The organism is Aquimarina spinulae, from assembly GCF_943373825.1.
In the GTDB taxonomy this organism is placed as follows: Bacteria; Bacteroidota; Bacteroidia; order Flavobacteriales; family Flavobacteriaceae; genus Aquimarina; species Aquimarina spinulae.
On sequence record NZ_CALSBP010000002.1, the window covers coordinates 239,305 to 255,890 of the forward strand.

The following is a 16,586-nucleotide window of genomic DNA, read 5'->3' on the forward strand; positions in this document are numbered from 1 at the left end:
GTGTTTCTATTATAATTTCGTTTCTTATTTATAAATTTTGATTTAAAAGAATCTCTGGTTTTATAACTATGAGTTTACCCATTTCTTAAACTCTGTGGCTTTGGCTTTACTTACAACTATACGTTCTTTTGATACTGGGTTTATATTTATAATCAATTTTCCGTTGAAATAATGCTTAATATTAGAGATTGCATTTTTTTGAATTATAAATTGACGATTAACTCTATTAAAATTTTCAGGGTTTAATTCCTCTTCTATATCCTCAAGTTTCTTGTCTATAATATACATCTTATTTTCGGTAGTGACTGCTTTAACTACTCCTGTATCAATATAAAAATAGGCTATCCCTTCGGTATTAACGGGTATTAATTCATCTCTTTGATGCACCAAATATGTAGTTTTATATGATTTTGTTTTTGCCTGGAGTAATTGTAACATTCCACTCATTTGAGCATTCATAGCATCATTTTCTCCGGATTTAGTTTTAAACTTTTTCAACGCTTCTGCTAATTCTTCCTCATCTATAGGTTTAAGCAAATAGTCTATACTATTTACTTTAAATGCTTTGATAGCATATTGATCATAAGCTGTTGTAAAAATGATGGGGATTTTTATATCTATTTCATCAAAAATTTCAAAAGAAATTCCGTCTGCCAAGTGAATATCCATAAAAACTAATTCTGCCTGATTAGGGTCAGAAAAATAGTCAATTACAGATTTTACAGAGTCTAAAACTTTTAAAATCTCAATATCAGGATTAATAGAGTTGAGCAAAAAAGTAAGGTGCTCACTTGCTGCTATTTCGTCTTCTACTAGTACTACTTTCATATGGTTTAGCTTAAAGGTAGTGTTACACTAAATGTATTATTAGCATTACTAATACTAATGTGTTGTTTTTTCAGTAAAAAATATCGCTTATCTAAATTCATTAGTCCGTTACCGGTACTATCTACAAAAGAGGTTCTTGGTCTTATTATATTTTCGACACAAATCGCTTCTTCTTTACAAAAAACCCTGATTTCCAAAGGATTATCCTCTGAAATCTCATTGTGTTTTACTGCATTCTCTACTAATAATTGTAATGCTAATGGAGGCACCTCTTGTTGCAAATACATATCATCTATAGCAATATCAATTATAAATCGATCTCTATACCTGGCTTTTATTAAATGAATATAACTATTCAAAAATTTCAACTCTTCTTTTAAGGAAACTAAATCCTTATCCCCACTTTGCAAAATATATCTGTACATAAAAGATAGCTTGTTTACAAAGGTTGTGGCCTCTTTATTATCCCGAATAATTGAGTTTAAAGAATTTAAAGAGTTAAAAAGAAAATGAGGGTTGATTTGATTTTTTAATGCTGTTAATTCCTTTTGAAGATTTTGTTGTTTTAGTCTTTCATTTTCTAAAAGATCTTCTTGATGAAGGATCTGATATCTAAGAATTCTAGCGATAAAAAGAGTTATTAATAAAACAACAAAATAAATAAAATAGATCAACCCTTTCTCGGGTTCAGATAATGATTCTCTTACGAATAAAGGGTATACAATAAAAAATAATTGAACAACTCCTAAAAAAACAACTGCGTTAAGAACTATTGTTATACTACTTCTTAATAGGATAGAATACTCTGCATACTTATTTTTCCAATTGGCATTTAATTGAAGTATTAAAAACGAAAGTATGAAAATAAAAAGTACACGTATAATGATGTCTTTTATAGATACCTCGGCAAAAGATTCTATTAATTTATCTGTTAACTCAAATAATGACAACGTCCTTGGTAGGTTAACAAGTACAGAGACAAGCAGTGCTATCTTTAAAATTACAGTGTGTTTAACTTTTTTTAAGCCCAAGATGAATAGTAAAGTTCCTAATTTTTGATTTTTAAATTTACGGAAAATTAAGCTGAAAGGATATTCTAATTTCTGAAACATAATATTTAGTTCTCAATAGTTAAAGAAGAAGCCTCTGTATGGGAATTAGAGGCTTCTTCGAACGAAGTGAAGGTCTGGGGGTGATTAACTACTATACAGATCAAAACCCTGAGGTATATATGCCTTCACTTCTATATCATAGATAATCACTTCTTCCTCTCCTACATCGTGTATATCGATGGGTTCTATTAGCTTTTCTTTGGTTGTCCCAAACACATCTTCAAAACTCATCACCGGTTCTAGCTCTTTTTTTATCAATTCGTCGATTTCTTTGTTTAATTCCTCTTCAAGGATAGTTTCTGTTTTAATTTCTTTACTAAAAGATATATAGCTTTCTACTTTTTCTTTTCCAGAGGTTAATATCATTAATCCTCCTATAAGCATGGCTATTGTTATTATGTTGGATACTTTCATTTCTATTGTTTTTAATTATTACTTATTGAATAAGCTCTTTTACTATTTTTTTAGAAAAATCCTCAGATGTGGTACTCAAGGTTTCTGGGTTATCTAAAACGGTGGTAATCACAGAAAGTAATTGTTTTTCTTCGGGTAGAGAAAGGTCATACACCACTGTTTCTAGTATGTACTTTTTTCCTAAAGAGGTCACTGTTGTAATTGGATCTGATTGTATATATACAGTACCATAATATCTATAGAACCCTCCGTAATATCCTCGTCTATAAAATGTTGGGTAAGTATTTAATTGATATGTAGTACCCGTTGTAATGGTTTCTGTGTATTCCTGGCAATCTCTTAATACGGTCATTATTACCACATCTATTCCACTTTTCTTTAACTTTTCTTTTATTTCTTTTACTTGATCTTTACTCATTTCTTTTGTAGATATAGACTCAGGAAAAACCACAAAGCTTTCTACAGATTGATACCCTTTATGATTGAGAGTCGATACCATATCTTTTTCAAATCTGGTTCTTACAACTTCATTATCTGTTTTACTAACTACCATAATTTTTTTTTCTTTGATACCTGATGTTTTTACATCTTTCCATGAGTCTGTAACTTTCACAGCAGAACAACTAAACAAGAGTGTCATTCCCATCGTGATCCCTAATATTTTATTTATTATTTTCATGATTTATAAATTTTATGTTTCTATTTTATTAAATGAATAAAAAGGTGCTTTCATCATTCTCATAGCTGGAGATAAAATCTTTATGATTTTTATACCCTTCATTTTGTAAAATGCTATTCCAAATCTTTTTTGAAATGTTTCCTAAAATTGATTGTATTGTTTTCATCTTTTATATTTTATTATTCTATTATTAATCTTTTTCTGGTTTGTTTAATTTCTAATTGCCATACCTGCAGCAGTACCATATTCTTCTAGTGTATTATACATACTCTTTACCCATACTTTATATCTCTTGGCAAGTACAATCAAAAAATGAATGGTTCTATTCCTATTTGTTATTGTGTTTGCTGTATATCCACTTCTATGATTGTATACTACTCTTAGATTTGTTGTCTCCATGATTATCTTTTTTATTTTGTTTATAATTAGAGTTTTTCTTTATTTTCTTATACAAATGTACCTCGGGATCAGAGCAGAATTATTGACTTTTTAGGTGAAGCATCCAAAATCGAAAGTGAAATAACCCAATAGTACAGTGAGGTGTTTTTAAGTTGAAGACAAGGTTATTGCGTTTCTTTTTACCATATGATTTTAATATATCTATCCAATAAAAAAGATCCTTAACAGCTAGTTAAGGATCTTACACATAAGGAATACATTTTTTTACTTTTCTTCAGTTTTAAAATCATTTTCATTAGTGATCGATGATATCTGAACACCTATATCGGGTTCTGTATACATATTATCATTTGTATCATTTACTATTGCTTCATACGCACCAGTTGTTACTTCAAAATGAGTATATGTTTCTAAATCATCTTTTATACTTGTTCTTAAAAAAAAGCTTATTAAAATACCGGTTATAATGTATGCGCTTATTATTCTCATATTTTCTAAGTTTTAGATTATCAATTCGGGTTATACGATCAAAACTAATGCGTATTTCAAGTCTTTACCTGCTGTTTATAAGTGAAGTAACTATAATCAACAATGAAGCCTCTATATTCCTATTTGAAGTATTTATGAAAATAGAGAACTCCTCAAAATCTATGATCTCTATTTGTGATCAAAAACTACTTTTTTAACCTAAATCATGGTTAAGAGGTCATCGAATGATAACTAGGAACGTAAGTTCGATGTAAGTCTGGAGGGCTATAAAAACCGTCAAATCGAGTGATTTTTCGAAATGCAATGAAGAAAAATTGTATCGAGCTTAGATTTTTGTTGGAAAACAGCTTGTTCTCGATACTTTTTCTTGTCTTAGCAAGCCAAGAAAATACTCGAACTGACGGGCATTTTACTACTTCGAACTCAGGTCAGAATTAAAAATTACAGATACTACATCGGTATATAATACATGTCATACAAAACACCCTTTGTTGATTTCAACAAAGGGTGTTTTTAATAAAAAACTATACCTAAACCTCTTACCTCAACCGTCTTTTCTTACTAAGATCATATTCGTTACGTTCGTTTCTATCGTCATAACGCTCTCTTCTATCCTCTCGTCTTTCACGATTATCTTCTGCTAGTTCTCTTTTTGTTGCCATAATATCTTCATTAAGAGATTGTACAAATTCTTGGATCAGTTTTTTATTCGCAATTGATTTCTCTATCATTTCGGGATCAAATGAAAAGTTAAATGTTTTTAGTTTTTTCAGTAATGATGCCTGATATTCTGCCCGTGCAATTTGTGCCTTAAAATCTCGGATATCATCCCTCCTATCTCTTTTATCATCTCGTTTATTGGCTTGATCCCTCGCCAAATCTTTTTGATCATCACGTCGATCATATCTACCTCTGTTGCTGTCATCTCTATCTTTTCTAATCTCTCTTCTATCTGATCTAATTTCTGCCGAGCTTTGAGCAATCTCTATTCTTGCTTGTTTTGCTTTGGCCTCACTCTGCTTTACCTCCCTTATCATATCGGTAATAACATCTTGTTTCAGCATATTAGTTTTTGATAGATCATGGATATCAAACGCTTTTTTAAATGCTACTATTTTTAGCTGTAAAGCTTTCAATTCTTTAATATCTCTTTCCAGGTTTCTTTTTCCTTCAGCAATCTGTCTTGTATTTTGGATAGCTTCTTTTGCGTTCTGCGCATTCACACTACTACTTACAAGTAATAGGACTAGTATTAGATTGTTAATCGTTTTCATCGGTTTTATAAGATTTAAAGTTGTATTTATTTATTTTCTTTATGTACATGAACCACCTCATAAGCTGTATTACCATCAAAGGTGGATACTCTTTTGTATAAAATATTATTGTAGTCATAGAATATTTTACCATCGATTACTACTTCTTCTGCATCTTTATGAATAGTTGTCAAAAGTGTTCCTACAGGAGGCTGGGTTACTTCATATTTTTGTTCTTCAGAAGAAGACTCATTAGTATCTACATAATATACTCCGGAGTGATAGTAATATATCGATGGTCCTACCATCACTTGTGTATAACCTGTAGGTAAAACAGTTATTCTAAACCCAACCGGAGGCAATACTGTTACATATGCATCATTATACACTGTATAGTAGATACCAGCATAATAGAAATATGGCAAACCACGATATACTACACGAACATGGTGTCTGGGTAATGTTCTGATAACTCTATGGTGTCTTGGATACCTGTAATGTGGACTCCTGTGAATGGGTTGTGTTCTGTATCGATCTCCTCTGTAATGATTCGTTCCTACAGATCGTTTGGTATTATAATTACGATGCGTATTAGTCCCTCTGTTCCTTTGACCTTCATTTCTTTGTGCCTGAATCGTATCTGTACCGAGAAATGAAACAAGGATCAAAATAATTCCTGTAATTCTGTATATAGTTTTCATATGATTTGTTTTTATAGTTAATCTCTTGGATTTCTTTGTACAAATGTATCTGCAATCCATACGGTTTTATACCGATTATATATTGAAACGGGTAAATTTGAAGGTGAAACGAACTAATCCTGAAGTGAACTTTATAGTACTAAAAATTATACCTAATCTTTTTGTATTTTCGTGACACTATCAAAATAGTATATGAATGAATCCTAAATGGCTAAACACAGTCTCTACATTTACATTAGGATGGATTATTTCTTCACTTATTTGGGAGATCATAAGAGGATTTAGTATTAAATCGCATCTTAGACTATTAGATATTGAGTTTCCTATATTAACTATATTACCAATACTATTATTTATCTCGTTGTTTGCTGGTGTTACCTTTGGTAGTGTACAATATATTAATGAGCATTCTTTTAGAAAAAAAATGTCTTTTCGTGGGATACTTTTTAGAACCTTGATTAGTCATATTTTAATAATGCTGGTTATCTATTTACTGGTCTATATATCTTTAAGAATAACAGGATTTGATCCTAATCTATTATTTATTGATTTTTTAAAAAATCCACTTATCATTATTAATCTATTTTATTCGATATTAACCAATAGTATTATTGTAATTACTATACAAATCAATACAATATTAGGGAACGGAAATTTACTAAAATTAGTTACGGGTAAATTCCATAAACCACGAGAGGAATTTAGAGTTTTTATGTTTCTGGATCTAAAATCATCTACCTCTATTGCCGAAAAATTAGGTCATATAAAATACAGTAGATTTATACAGGATTGCTTTTTTGATCTATCGGTTATCGAAAAATATAAAGCCGAAGTATACCAATACGTAGGTGATGAGGTAGTCTTGACCTGGAAAATAAAAAAGAATCATTCTATTGATCACTGCCTGGATGCTTTCTTCGCATTTACCAATCAATTAAAAATAAGATCTGATTATTATCAATCTACCTATAATTGCGTTCCTTTTTTTAAAGCAGGAATGGATCTAGGTATGGTAACTGTGGTCGAGGTGGGTACATTAAAAAGAGAAATAGCATATCATGGGGATACGCTAAATACTGCTGCCAGAATCCAGGAACAATGCAAAGTCTTTGATAAAGCAATTTTAATTTCTGGTGCTATTCATGAATATGTACATCAAATACCGAAGTACAAATATGAAAAGATGAAAGAAACCACATTAAGAGGCAAAGAGAATTCGACTTCTATTTTTAGTGTATCAAAAAAAGGAAAAACAAATAAAATTAAACTATAACTGATGTTCTCTTTTTAGAGTATGCTACCCTGTCATTAATCATTTATGCTGCTGTTTTTTTGCAAATATCTTTGAAGCAGATTTACAGCTTTGGTTGCTATCTCAGCCTCTTCATTTTTGTTATATTTACTTATAAAACAATATTATGAAACCTATAACCATCATTACACTCTTCTTTACCATCATAAGCACTGCACAAGATCTTTCTAAGCTCTATGAAACAGTAAACCCGGCAGTAGTTGTAATTTTTACTCAAGAAGCAAAATTAGAATCAATCGGTAGTATCACCAAAACTGTTACTTCAGAGGGATTAGGTTCTGGCTTTATGATTTCAGAAACCGATATCATTACTGCTGCACATGTGGTTGATGCTGCAGAACAATTGAGAGTTAGATTTCTGGATGGTCAAATCATAGCTGCAAAAGTGATTTCTACATTCAAATCGGCAGATGTCGCTTTAATCAAATTAGATACTCCCAAAAGAAATGCTGTTACCGTAACTTTTGGAGATTCTGATCAAGTAAAAATAGGAGAACAGGTGTTTATTGTAGGGGCTCCTTTTGGATACGGCCATTCTCTATCTTCTGGTTATGTAAGCGGAATTATAAAAAATAAATTAGGTACCAATCCATTTACCAGTTCAGAATTTATTCAAACCGATGCGGCTATTAATACTGGTAATTCTGGTGGCCCTATGTTTAATATGAAAGGTGAGGTTATCGGTGTTGTAAGTCAGATACTAACCAAATCTGGTGGTTTTGAAGGTATTGGATTTGCGGCAACTGCCAATATTACCAAAAACCTAATGATGAATAATAAAACTCCCTGGTTGGGATTAGATGCATATCCTTTAACAGGAAAAACAAAACGATTACTAAATGTCCCTCAAAATAGTGGGTTACTAGTACAACGGGTTGTGTTTGGGTCTATACTATACAAAATGGGTTTACAGGGTGGTGATACAGAAGTTAGTATAGATGGTCAAAAATTAATTATTGGGGGAGATATTATTTTAGCATTTGATACTATAGAATTTGATCTTACCGATGAGGCTTTGGTTAGGCTTGGAGAGTTTGCCAAAAATCTAGCACCCGACAGCTCTTTTACGTTAAAAGTATTACGAAACGGAAAGATTATAGAATTAAAAAGGTAATTGCAGTGTTCTATTTATTATCTACCCATAGTAGCATAAGTTCACTCAAGAAATCTATCTAGTTAGATTATTTGATTGTTGCATCATAAAACGAATAAACAATAATGAAGTTAAATTACTATTCATTATTTTTAACCTAAAGGTGCATTATTAATTTTACTTAAGTCTTCTAACACATCAAAGATATGATCTGTTATTTCGGTGATACCAATTCTATTAAGTCTTTTAATATGCATTTCTCTATACTTCATTAGATACTCTTTATTTTTGAATAAATAAGTAGAGCCAAAATGTGGTGTTCCTTCTTCATGAGTCCATATTTTCCAAATAACACCTTCTTCTTCAGCAATACTTTTTGCTAAACTTGCATTACCTTCCATAAACTCCTGTGTTACAGGGCCATCATATTTTAAATGGAGATCCCAAATCTTTAGTATACTCATTGTTCCTATATTTTAATTATTATTTTATTGATTATGCTTCAACTTTATATAGCTTAGTATAGATAGTAAAGCAAAAAATACTGGATCAGACCAACCAAAACCGTAGAAAATACCAGTATAAATTGCATAAAGTGTTATAATTACTCCCAATATATTTGTCCATAATAAACTCGTTAAGATTTTTCTGGCATACACACTTTTTTCTTCTACATCTCTAAATAAAAGGCTAATAATTGCAATTCCTCCCAGAAAAATAGTAGTGTGTTGTGATAAAAAAACTGAGTATTTATCGTTCAATTCAAGTCCGTAATTTGGCCACAATAGGTTCGGAATAAAGAATAACCCCAGTCCAAAGATGGTATAAACTACGCCGTGAATGATTAAAAATGTTTTAGTACTCATATGGTATTTTTTTGTTTTACACTACAAAATTAAAGTATATAGTTTACTTTTGATACTTATTTACAAAAAGATACTAATTTCCTTTAGGAAACTATTAAATTATTTGACAATGAAAATACAGCAGGAAGAACCATTATCAAAAGAATGTATACAACAATTAAGAGCTATTAAAGACACTATGGAATTACTGTCTGGCAAATGGAAAATACAAATAATGGGTACATTACTTCGAGGCGGAACCATGCGATTTATGGAGTTAAAAAGGACCTTAAATGGAATAGCTCCAAAAAAATTATCAAATGATTTACAAGAACTCGAATTAAATAAGCTAATCACCCGAACAGTAAAAGATACTAAACCAATTACTGTTGAATACTCCTTAACAGAACACGGGAAAACGTTAGATAATTTAATAGTCGAAATTATAGACTGGGGGCTTAATCACAGAAAAGAGATTATCAAAAAATAGAATATTTAGTAGTCACAATATGTACTATTGTATTAATTCATTTTGGTTCACTATATTTTATTTAAATTTAATCTAAATAAACTTGCTTACTTAATTTCTAACATTTAGATTTGTCTTCTATTTATAATTAGTCTAAATTAACGTGAAATGAAAATGAATGTTCAAGTGATAGCTTTAATGACAGGTGCTATCCTAAGTATTGTAAGTTGTAGTAGTGATGATGATGCTCCAGCTAACGAAACTGTATCAAAATCTGCTGTAATAAAAAACTATGCTGATATCGTATATCAATCTTATAAAGATTCATACGACAAAGCTTTAGAAATGCAAACCGCTATTAATGCTTTTGCAGATAACCCCACAGAGAATGGATTTCAGGCTGCCAAAAACGCTTGGCTTGCAGCTAGAGAACCTTATGGTCAAACTGAAGCCTATCGAGAGTCAAACGGGCCAATAGATGAAGGAAAAACTGAAGGCCAACTTAACGCATGGCCTCTTGATGAAAATTACATAGACTATGTTCGTGATAATTCTGGAGGTGTTACCTCAGAAGGGCTTATCAACAATCCTTCTATAACAATAGATGAAACTGCACTAATTGGTTTAAATGAAGGAGCCGGTGGTAATGGTGTGCTTGATAAAAATATCAGTACCGGTTATCATGCTATAGAATTTTTACTTTGGGGTCAGGATTTTGCAGATCCATCTAACGGGTTACCTGGACAAAGAGCCTATACCGATTATGTAACCGGTAGTTCTGGTACGAATCAAAATCAAGACCGAAGAGGTACTTACCTTAAAGTAGTGACAAGTATTTTGGTTAAAGATCTTAAATCTCTTGTTGATACATGGGTAGAAGGCGGTGCATATAGAAATACGTTCCTGGCATTACCAGAAGATGAAGCCTTAAAAAATATGATGGCTGGTATCTTTTTTATGACAGGAGAAGAATTATCTACAGAAAGAATGGCTGTTGCTGTAGAACAAAATCAAGAAGATGAACACTCTTGCTTTTCTGATAATACACATAGAGATATCTATACCAATGCCAAAGGCGTAAACAATGTGCTTTTTGGAGAATATGGTACCATTAGCGGTCCATCACTATATGATCTGGTTAAACAAGCTGATTCCGGTCAGGCAGAAAAACTTAAAGTTGCTGCAACGTTATCAATATCAAGAATAAATACAATTCTTAGCAATATTAGTGACACCAAAAAGTTTGATCAACTTATAGAAGAAGAGACATTAACTTCTGGTGGTATTGTTATCCAAGCTGTTCTTGCATTAAGAGATCAGGCTAAAGAAATAAGTGCTTCGGTATCAAAATTAAACATTACATTATAAGAGCCACTCAATATTAATGCTATTGTTTTGAAAAGTGGAAAAGTCCCTCATGCATATGCATGGGGCTTTTCTTGTTAAAAAAACCACACCACCACTTTTATGAAAAAAAAGTTTTTATATTATATCCTTTTCAATTTTTCTTTACTATCAATTTTTGGATGTAGTGATGATGAATACACAGACCCTACTCCGACCAACCGAGCTGTTTATGAGGAAGGAGAAGAACTCTTGGCTGGTAGACTTACTATTAACTCACAAACCAGTAATGCTTTCGGAAGAGCAATCCCTGGCCTGTCTGACGAAGAACAAATCGCTTTTGGTATAGGCAATTCTTTATTTAATCAAGCATGGGTATCTTCTCCTGCATCTACTACAGCTAGAGATGGCCTAGGCCCCACATTTAATAGCAGAGCATGTACCAGTTGCCACAGTAAAGATGGTCGAGGGCTCCCAATTACAGATAATTTTTTAGGTTCAAATGGTTTTTTAATGCGAATAAGCATGCCAGGAACAGATGAAAATGGAGGCCCCAATCCTGTTACCAACTATGGAACTCAAATACAGGACAAAGCCAATAGTGGTATTTTGCATGAGGCAAAAATAAGAGCAACCTATGAAATTATAGAAGGGTCATATCCAGATGGAGAAACATATACGCTTCAAAAACCTATATATGAAATCTATGATGAGCAGTTTGGATCACTACAAGGTGTATTAACCTCTCCAAGAGTAGGTACTCAAACTATTGGAATGGGATTAATTGATGCTTTATCAGAGACTTCTATTTTGGCACATGCCGATGAAAATGATACCAACAACGACGGAATCTCTGGTAAACCTAACTATGTATGGGATGTAAAAGAAAATCAATTAAGACTTGGGAAATATGGTTGGAAAGCAAATCAGCCTTCTTTAGAACAACAAGTTTTTAGTGCATTTCATGGGGATATGGGGCTTACAACTTCCTTTCTACCAGAAAATAACTGTCCAACTCCCCAGATAGATTGTATAGATGCAGCTAATGGTGGAGAGCCAGAAGTAACAGATTTACAATTAGAAAGAGTTCTATTTTACCAAAGAACTTTAGGGGTTCCGATACGTAGAAATTTTGAAGATGAAAATGTATTAAAAGGTAAAGTGCTTTTTAATAATTTGCAATGTATATCGTGTCATCAAACCAAATACACAGCAGGTAATTCGCCATCTACGCCTTTAATCGAAGGTGTTGTATTCAATCCATATTCAGATTTTTTATTACATGACATGGGAGAAGCTTTGGCTGATAATAGATCGGACTTTAAAGCAAACGGAAGAGAATGGAGAACACAACCTCTTTGGGGTATAGGTCTAATCGAGACTATAAACAACCATACTTTTTTTCTTCATGATGGTCGTGCAAGAAATATTGAAGAGGCCATTTTATGGCATGGTGGAGAAGCTGAAAATAGTCTTAATGAATTTAAAAAATTACCTAAGTCACAAAGGCAAGAACTTATTGCATTTATAAACTCACTATAACAATGAAAATATATCTAAAAATAGCTAACACTATCACTATTATTCTTTCAGTTTTTGTTATCCTCTCTTGCAGTAGTGATGATAAGAACACGAATGGGAATCCTACTGGTAAATTTAATACTTCACAAATGTTATCCGATATCACTTCGGGTAGTATTCTGCCTTCTATATCATCATTTAAGGATAAAGTAATAGAACTAGAAGAAAGTGTATCTAATTTTGCTTCAGATCAATCTGAAGAAAAACTACTAATTGCACAAAACAAATGGAAAGAAGCTGCAAGATCTTATGCAAATATATATGTCTTTAATATCGGAAGACCCAAAGAACTATTCATGCACGAATTGTTATTTAACTGGCCTACGTTTACGGAAGCTATAGACAATTCGATCGCGCAAAATACCGAAATAATTGCAGAATCAATTAGTACCAGAGCCAAAGGACTTACAGGGATTGAATATTTGCTATTTGCAAACACAGGTACATCTAATGCCGATATAGTATCTCTCTTCTCCTCTACCCCAAGAAGAACCGAATACTTAACAAATATCACAACAAATCTTAAAGAAAAAGCGATTTTACTTTCAGAGGTATGGAATGAAAATGGGGAAAATTATTCGAACACTTTTATAACAAATACAGAAACCGGATTAAATGGTTCATTAAATATGATATTTAATGGCATGTTTAATGTTGCTGAAACTATTAAAAAAGCAAAATTAGGAAAACCAGCAGGCCTTGAAAACACATCAAGTACTAACCCACAGATTCTACAAGCTTTTAGAAGTGAAATCTCTCTTGACTTGATAGAGAACAATATCAAAACCATCGAAAATGTATATTTTACCTCTTCTGGATTAGGAATTTCTGACAATGTAGAATTTATTACCAAAAATTCGACTATTAATGATCGTATTAAAACTCAGTTTAATCTAATTTATACTGCCATAAACAAAATCACAATCCCTTTACATCTTGCTATAGATCAACAAAAACAAGCTGTAGAAGAAGTTTATACCGAAATCAAAACTCTAGTTGTATTATTAAATAACGATGTAGGAAGCACATTATCTATTATCATTACTCCTACAGATAATGATGGGGATTAACTCTCGTACCGAATATATATAAATAGGCAGGCCCTATTCTACGTATAGAATAAGGCCTGCCAAACTCAACCCACTAACTAAACTAATATATTACTAAAGCTTACTGCATTAGTTTCTTAGACAGTTCTTGTAACTGCTCAGATTTTTTCTGCATGTAATCATTTAGTTTTTTAACATCTTCCCCAGAAAGATTCCCCATTACTTCCTGAGCTTGTTGTCCTAATTTTTGTCCTTTTTCTCCAAGAGAAGCAAAAGCTGTCATATCCTTACTTTCTACAATCTTCTTATACTCTTCGATATAAGCTTCATAAGAATTCACATACTCCTGAACTTTATCATCGTTAAAATTAGGCACTCCGTTAGCAGATTGCGAAGAAGTTTTCTCTTCTGTTTTTTCTTCAACTTTTTCTACTTCGTCTTTAGAAACCGATGAATCCGATTTAGTTTCGTTTTTACATGATACCGCTAGTATCGCTATTACTAATGAAAGATTTAAGATTACTTTTTTCATGATTTATTTATGTGTTAATTATTTATGATTTTTATTCGTATTGACATCACAAATTTGATGCATTTGGAAGGGCTGCCAAACACCCTTTTCAGTGAAAAAAGAACACCCTGAAAACAGGGTATTCAAATAGTAGTCATATCTAATTTCTGAAATAGTAAGAAACAGAACTTTTAATCTCTTCTTTTATATTAGCTGTATATATTATACATTTATCATCTTACAACGTAAACCCCTCAATAAATTAAGATCTATGACGATACAAGATATGATCAACTGGTTTGCAAATAATCCAAATCTAATACTTGGGTATTTTGCTGTTATTATCGCTATATCTTTACTAGGGCTAATATTTGTAAATCAAAGAAATTTTCGATCTCCGATAAATTATTTTTATGGAATCTTAGTTTATGCAGTAACTATTCCTGGGTTGTTGGCTTTAATTATTGTTTTGTACAGTTTTTTCTTCTTAAAGATTAACCTGCTTCAAGTCAATATATTGGCCTATTTTGTTCCTGTTATTTCTATGTTTGTTACCTTATTTATTATTAATAAAACGGTACCTATGTCTAGAATTCCGGGTTTTGAAAAACTTTCAGGATTATTTATCATCGTTGCTATAACTTTTATCATTACTTATATATTGCAACGCATGTTTTTTGGAGTTTTTTTTGTTGGCAGATTTCAATATTTATTGGTATTCTTTCTTGCATTACTTCTGATTCTAAGAATCGCCTGGAAAAGAATTACAAAATAAAGAATCTTAAAGTTTCACCCGTAAGTAAACTTCTAAGTATTTGATTAGATACTGCCAGATGCTAAAACAAGTTTAGTAAAAGATTTGATGTAGATTAGTAGGTTACTACGAATTAAGCATAGTTGCCTTTATTTGCTTAACAATTTCGATATGATCTAGTCCAAAATCTTTCCAGGCAAGATTCAATTCTTTCATATCAAAATGTTTAACAATGGTACCATAATCAGCACGTTTTCCATCTACGGTAGGATAGCCAATTACATAAATACTATCTGCCAGTTCTACTGCTAATTCTATATCATGTGTAGAATAAATAATCGTATTAAATTCGTGTGTAGACGTAATTAGATTAAACGCATTTTTAACATCTTCAATATTTCCTACATCAAGACCCGAAAAAGGTTCGTCCAGAACCATATAATGACCAGAACATAGTATCTGTTCGATTATTGCTGTACGCTGTCTCTGCCCCCCAGATAACTCACAAGGATACTGGTCTTTTACTTTTTCTAAACCCCAATCCGACAGGTAACTCATTATTTTGGCATGCTTTTCTTCTTTAGAAATATCCTTTTTACGAAGCGCAAACAGTAATGCCTGATACACGGTTTTATTTCTAAACAAGGTGTATTTTTGATCTACAAAACCAATATCTCCTTCATGTACTTCTTTGGCATCATTTTCTGAATCTGTTTCTGTATCGGCAATCAGTATTTTTCCTGTAGTTGGTTTGATCAAGCCTGTCATTGCTCTAAACAATGTAGATTTACCTCTACCAGAACGCCCTACAAAAGCAATAACCTGACCTGTAATATTGTTTTCCCGAATAACATCTTTTTCTACAAAATTAACATCCTTTATTACAGTTTTATCACCATAGGCGACACTTAAGTTTTCTACATACAATAATGTATTATGCGTACTATAGTTCATTCTACTTATATTTTGGAGTATCTAAAAAAGGCTTTTCTCAAGTAATCTAAAACAAAATCTATCGACAGGCCTACTAATAATATTACTATTTGTAATGCTATAATTCTACCGTGATTCATAAATTTATCAGAGTTTTTGATTAAAAATCCTAAACCACCAGCTGCTACAAGGATTGATTCTACGGTTACCAACATCATCCAAACGATAGCCAGGTTTTGCCTGATTACCTCTATAACATGATCTATTCTTCCTTTTACAACAACTTCCCATAGTACTTCCCACCGATTACATTGTAAAGAACGCGCATGATCAAATTCTTCTTGTGGTATCGAGCTAATCATACTTAATAATGATGTGGTAAGATATGTAGTCATAAATACCACCAATACCCATACCTGCATGGTTCTGGCATCACTAATAAGGATCGCCAGGTAAAAAGATATACCCGTAAGTGGAAGATAACGTAGCTTACTTAATGTTTTTGCTATTGGTGTTACTACAGGAATTGTAGACAAATAGGTAACGATTAAAGAAATAATAACTGCTATAAGTATTGCTTTTATACAAAGTAATAGCGAGCTACCAATATGTACCACCAGTCCTTCATTATAAAGCTCTGTAAATCCTGTTAGTACTTGCTGTGGAGAAGGGAATAAATGTCTCTCTCCCATACTAGAAACAAACCAGAAAATCAACACTAATGCTACCCATATACCTATAATAAGTAATCGGCTATTTTTGCTAACCTTTTCGAACGGTTTAAATAAATACTTCATAATACACTGGTTAATAAAAAAGA

At 32.0% G+C, this 16,586-nt stretch carries 21 protein-coding genes; 7 read left to right on the plus strand and 14 right to left on the minus strand.

Annotated elements, in window-relative coordinates; translation table 11 throughout:
• Nucleotides 1–66: 66 nt before the first annotated feature.
• The 9 genes from NNH57_RS06765 to NNH57_RS06805 all read right to left on the minus strand — a co-directional run bounded on the left by NNH57_RS06765 (nt 67) and on the right by NNH57_RS06805 (nt 5,875).
• A complete protein-coding gene (locus NNH57_RS06765; RefSeq protein WP_074409200.1) occupies nt 67–828 on the minus strand; it encodes a LytR/AlgR family response regulator transcription factor in 762 nt (253 codons plus the stop codon).
• Nucleotides 829–833: 5 nt separating this feature from the next.
• On the minus strand, nt 834–1,940 hold the full coding sequence (locus NNH57_RS06770) for a sensor histidine kinase (protein WP_074409201.1): 1,107 nt from the start codon (nt 1,938–1,940) through the stop codon (nt 834–836).
• A gap of 84 nt (nt 1,941–2,024) precedes the next feature.
• Nucleotides 2,025–2,354, minus strand: a complete 330-nt coding sequence (locus NNH57_RS06775) for a hypothetical protein (protein WP_108809427.1) — start codon at nt 2,352–2,354, stop codon at nt 2,025–2,027.
• Between the two features lie 22 nt (nt 2,355–2,376).
• Nucleotides 2,377–3,033 (minus strand): hypothetical protein, encoded by a 657-nt coding sequence (locus NNH57_RS06780; protein ID WP_074409203.1) that lies wholly within the window; start codon nt 3,031–3,033, stop codon nt 2,377–2,379.
• Between the two features lie 28 nt (nt 3,034–3,061).
• Entirely contained in the window at nt 3,062–3,199 is a 138-nt protein-coding gene (locus NNH57_RS06785; RefSeq protein ID WP_159025438.1) for a hypothetical protein, read from the minus strand.
• 44 nt (nt 3,200–3,243) lie between these two features.
• Nucleotides 3,244–3,432 (minus strand): hypothetical protein, encoded by a 189-nt coding sequence (locus NNH57_RS06790; RefSeq protein ID WP_106791086.1) that lies wholly within the window; start codon nt 3,430–3,432, stop codon nt 3,244–3,246.
• Nucleotides 3,433–3,696: 264 nt separating this feature from the next.
• A complete protein-coding gene (locus NNH57_RS06795; RefSeq protein WP_108809426.1) occupies nt 3,697–3,921 on the minus strand; it encodes a hypothetical protein in 225 nt (74 codons plus the stop codon).
• A gap of 539 nt (nt 3,922–4,460) precedes the next feature.
• A complete protein-coding gene (locus NNH57_RS06800; protein ID WP_074409206.1) occupies nt 4,461–5,195 on the minus strand; it encodes a hypothetical protein in 735 nt (244 codons plus the stop codon).
• Between the two features lie 26 nt (nt 5,196–5,221).
• Nucleotides 5,222–5,875 (minus strand): DUF6515 family protein, encoded by a 654-nt coding sequence (locus tag NNH57_RS06805; RefSeq protein WP_074409207.1) that lies wholly within the window; start codon nt 5,873–5,875, stop codon nt 5,222–5,224.
• Nucleotides 5,876–6,071: 196 nt separating this feature from the next.
• Between NNH57_RS06805 and NNH57_RS06810 the strand changes: the two genes are divergently transcribed.
• Together NNH57_RS06810 and NNH57_RS06815 are read left to right on the plus strand one after the other, a co-directional pair.
• Nucleotides 6,072–7,148 carry an adenylate/guanylate cyclase domain-containing protein gene (locus NNH57_RS06810; RefSeq protein WP_074409208.1) on the plus strand — a complete coding sequence of 359 codons (1,077 nt, stop codon included), beginning with the start codon at nt 6,072–6,074 and terminating at the stop codon, nt 7,146–7,148.
• 145 nt (nt 7,149–7,293) lie between these two features.
• Entirely contained in the window at nt 7,294–8,301 is a 1,008-nt protein-coding gene (locus NNH57_RS06815; protein ID WP_074409209.1) for a S1C family serine protease, read from the plus strand.
• Nucleotides 8,302–8,432: 131 nt separating this feature from the next.
• On the opposite strand, the gene NNH57_RS06820 is transcribed toward NNH57_RS06815, so the two are convergent.
• The gene (locus NNH57_RS06820; protein ID WP_108809424.1) at nt 8,433–8,744 is read right to left on the minus strand and encodes a monooxygenase; all 312 of its coding nucleotides are present in this window, start codon (nt 8,742–8,744) and stop codon (nt 8,433–8,435) included.
• A 24-nt stretch (nt 8,745–8,768) separates the two neighbouring features.
• Nucleotides 8,769–9,146, minus strand: a complete 378-nt coding sequence (locus NNH57_RS06825) for a hypothetical protein (protein WP_108809423.1) — start codon at nt 9,144–9,146, stop codon at nt 8,769–8,771.
• A gap of 109 nt (nt 9,147–9,255) precedes the next feature.
• On the opposite strand from NNH57_RS06825, the gene NNH57_RS06830 reads away from it, so the two are divergent.
• The 4 genes from NNH57_RS06830 to NNH57_RS06845 all read left to right on the plus strand — a co-directional run bounded on the left by NNH57_RS06830 (nt 9,256) and on the right by NNH57_RS06845 (nt 13,589).
• Nucleotides 9,256–9,615 carry a winged helix-turn-helix transcriptional regulator gene (locus tag NNH57_RS06830; protein ID WP_035095304.1) on the plus strand — a complete coding sequence of 120 codons (360 nt, stop codon included), beginning with the start codon at nt 9,256–9,258 and terminating at the stop codon, nt 9,613–9,615.
• 147 nt (nt 9,616–9,762) lie between these two features.
• Entirely contained in the window at nt 9,763–10,962 is a 1,200-nt protein-coding gene (locus NNH57_RS06835) for an imelysin family protein (protein ID WP_108809422.1), read from the plus strand.
• A 99-nt stretch (nt 10,963–11,061) separates the two neighbouring features.
• On the plus strand, nt 11,062–12,480 hold the full coding sequence (locus NNH57_RS06840; RefSeq protein WP_074409212.1) for a di-heme oxidoreductase family protein: 1,419 nt from the start codon (nt 11,062–11,064) through the stop codon (nt 12,478–12,480).
• Nucleotides 12,481–12,482: 2 nt separating this feature from the next.
• Complete coding sequence (locus NNH57_RS06845) at nt 12,483–13,589, plus strand: imelysin family protein (protein WP_108809421.1); 1,107 nt, start codon at nt 12,483–12,485, stop codon at nt 13,587–13,589.
• Nucleotides 13,590–13,689: 100 nt separating this feature from the next.
• Here NNH57_RS06845 and NNH57_RS06850 read toward each other — a convergent pair whose 3' ends face one another.
• Nucleotides 13,690–14,100, minus strand: a complete 411-nt coding sequence (locus tag NNH57_RS06850) for a hypothetical protein (RefSeq protein ID WP_074409214.1) — start codon at nt 14,098–14,100, stop codon at nt 13,690–13,692.
• Between the two features lie 250 nt (nt 14,101–14,350).
• On the opposite strand from NNH57_RS06850, the gene NNH57_RS06855 reads away from it, so the two are divergent.
• Nucleotides 14,351–14,854: a hypothetical protein gene (locus NNH57_RS06855; RefSeq protein ID WP_074409215.1), complete on the plus strand. Its 504-nt coding sequence runs from the start codon at nt 14,351–14,353 to the stop codon at nt 14,852–14,854.
• 105 nt (nt 14,855–14,959) lie between these two features.
• On the opposite strand, the gene NNH57_RS06860 is transcribed toward NNH57_RS06855, so the two are convergent.
• Together NNH57_RS06860 and NNH57_RS06865 are read right to left on the minus strand one after the other, a co-directional pair.
• The gene (locus NNH57_RS06860) at nt 14,960–15,787 is read right to left on the minus strand and encodes an ATP-binding cassette domain-containing protein (protein ID WP_074409216.1); all 828 of its coding nucleotides are present in this window, start codon (nt 15,785–15,787) and stop codon (nt 14,960–14,962) included.
• A gap of 5 nt (nt 15,788–15,792) precedes the next feature.
• Entirely contained in the window at nt 15,793–16,563 is a 771-nt protein-coding gene (locus NNH57_RS06865) for an ABC transporter permease (protein WP_025664190.1), read from the minus strand.
• Nucleotides 16,564–16,586 lie beyond the last annotated feature (23 nt).

Bases quoted from the DNA above. Each gene is read 5' to 3' on its own strand.
- NNH57_RS06785 (WP_159025438.1), bottom strand. From the start codon at position 3,199: ATGAAAACAATACAATCAATTTTAGGAAACATTTCAAAAAAGATTTGG.
- NNH57_RS06850 (WP_074409214.1), bottom strand. From the start codon at position 14,100: ATGAAAAAAGTAATCTTAAATCTTTCATTAGTAATAGCGATACTAGCG.
- NNH57_RS06835 (WP_108809422.1), top strand. From the start codon at position 9,763: ATGAAAATGAATGTTCAAGTGATAGCTTTAATGACAGGTGCTATCCTA.
- NNH57_RS06800 (WP_074409206.1), bottom strand. From the start codon at position 5,195: ATGAAAACGATTAACAATCTAATACTAGTCCTATTACTTGTAAGTAGT.
- NNH57_RS06820 (WP_108809424.1), bottom strand. From the start codon at position 8,744: ATGAGTATACTAAAGATTTGGGATCTCCATTTAAAATATGATGGCCCT.
- NNH57_RS06845 (WP_108809421.1), top strand. From the start codon at position 12,483: ATGAAAATATATCTAAAAATAGCTAACACTATCACTATTATTCTTTCA.
- NNH57_RS06795 (WP_108809426.1), bottom strand. From the start codon at position 3,921: ATGAGAATAATAAGCGCATACATTATAACCGGTATTTTAATAAGCTTT.
- NNH57_RS06805 (WP_074409207.1), bottom strand. From the start codon at position 5,875: ATGAAAACTATATACAGAATTACAGGAATTATTTTGATCCTTGTTTCA.
- NNH57_RS06830 (WP_035095304.1), top strand. From the start codon at position 9,256: ATGAAAATACAGCAGGAAGAACCATTATCAAAAGAATGTATACAACAA.
- NNH57_RS06815 (WP_074409209.1), top strand. From the start codon at position 7,294: ATGAAACCTATAACCATCATTACACTCTTCTTTACCATCATAAGCACT.
- NNH57_RS06865 (WP_025664190.1), bottom strand. From the start codon at position 16,563: ATGAAGTATTTATTTAAACCGTTCGAAAAGGTTAGCAAAAATAGCCGA.
- NNH57_RS06855 (WP_074409215.1), top strand. From the start codon at position 14,351: ATGACGATACAAGATATGATCAACTGGTTTGCAAATAATCCAAATCTA.
- NNH57_RS06810 (WP_074409208.1), top strand. From the start codon at position 6,072: ATGAATCCTAAATGGCTAAACACAGTCTCTACATTTACATTAGGATGG.
- NNH57_RS06825 (WP_108809423.1), bottom strand. From the start codon at position 9,146: ATGAGTACTAAAACATTTTTAATCATTCACGGCGTAGTTTATACCATC.
- NNH57_RS06775 (WP_108809427.1), bottom strand. From the start codon at position 2,354: ATGAAAGTATCCAACATAATAACAATAGCCATGCTTATAGGAGGATTA.
- NNH57_RS06840 (WP_074409212.1), top strand. From the start codon at position 11,062: ATGAAAAAAAAGTTTTTATATTATATCCTTTTCAATTTTTCTTTACTA.
- NNH57_RS06770 (WP_074409201.1), bottom strand. From the start codon at position 1,940: ATGTTTCAGAAATTAGAATATCCTTTCAGCTTAATTTTCCGTAAATTT.
- NNH57_RS06790 (WP_106791086.1), bottom strand. From the start codon at position 3,432: ATGGAGACAACAAATCTAAGAGTAGTATACAATCATAGAAGTGGATAT.
- NNH57_RS06780 (WP_074409203.1), bottom strand. From the start codon at position 3,033: ATGAAAATAATAAATAAAATATTAGGGATCACGATGGGAATGACACTC.
- NNH57_RS06860 (WP_074409216.1), bottom strand. From the start codon at position 15,787: ATGAACTATAGTACGCATAATACATTATTGTATGTAGAAAACTTAAGT.
- NNH57_RS06765 (WP_074409200.1), bottom strand. From the start codon at position 828: ATGAAAGTAGTACTAGTAGAAGACGAAATAGCAGCAAGTGAGCACCTT.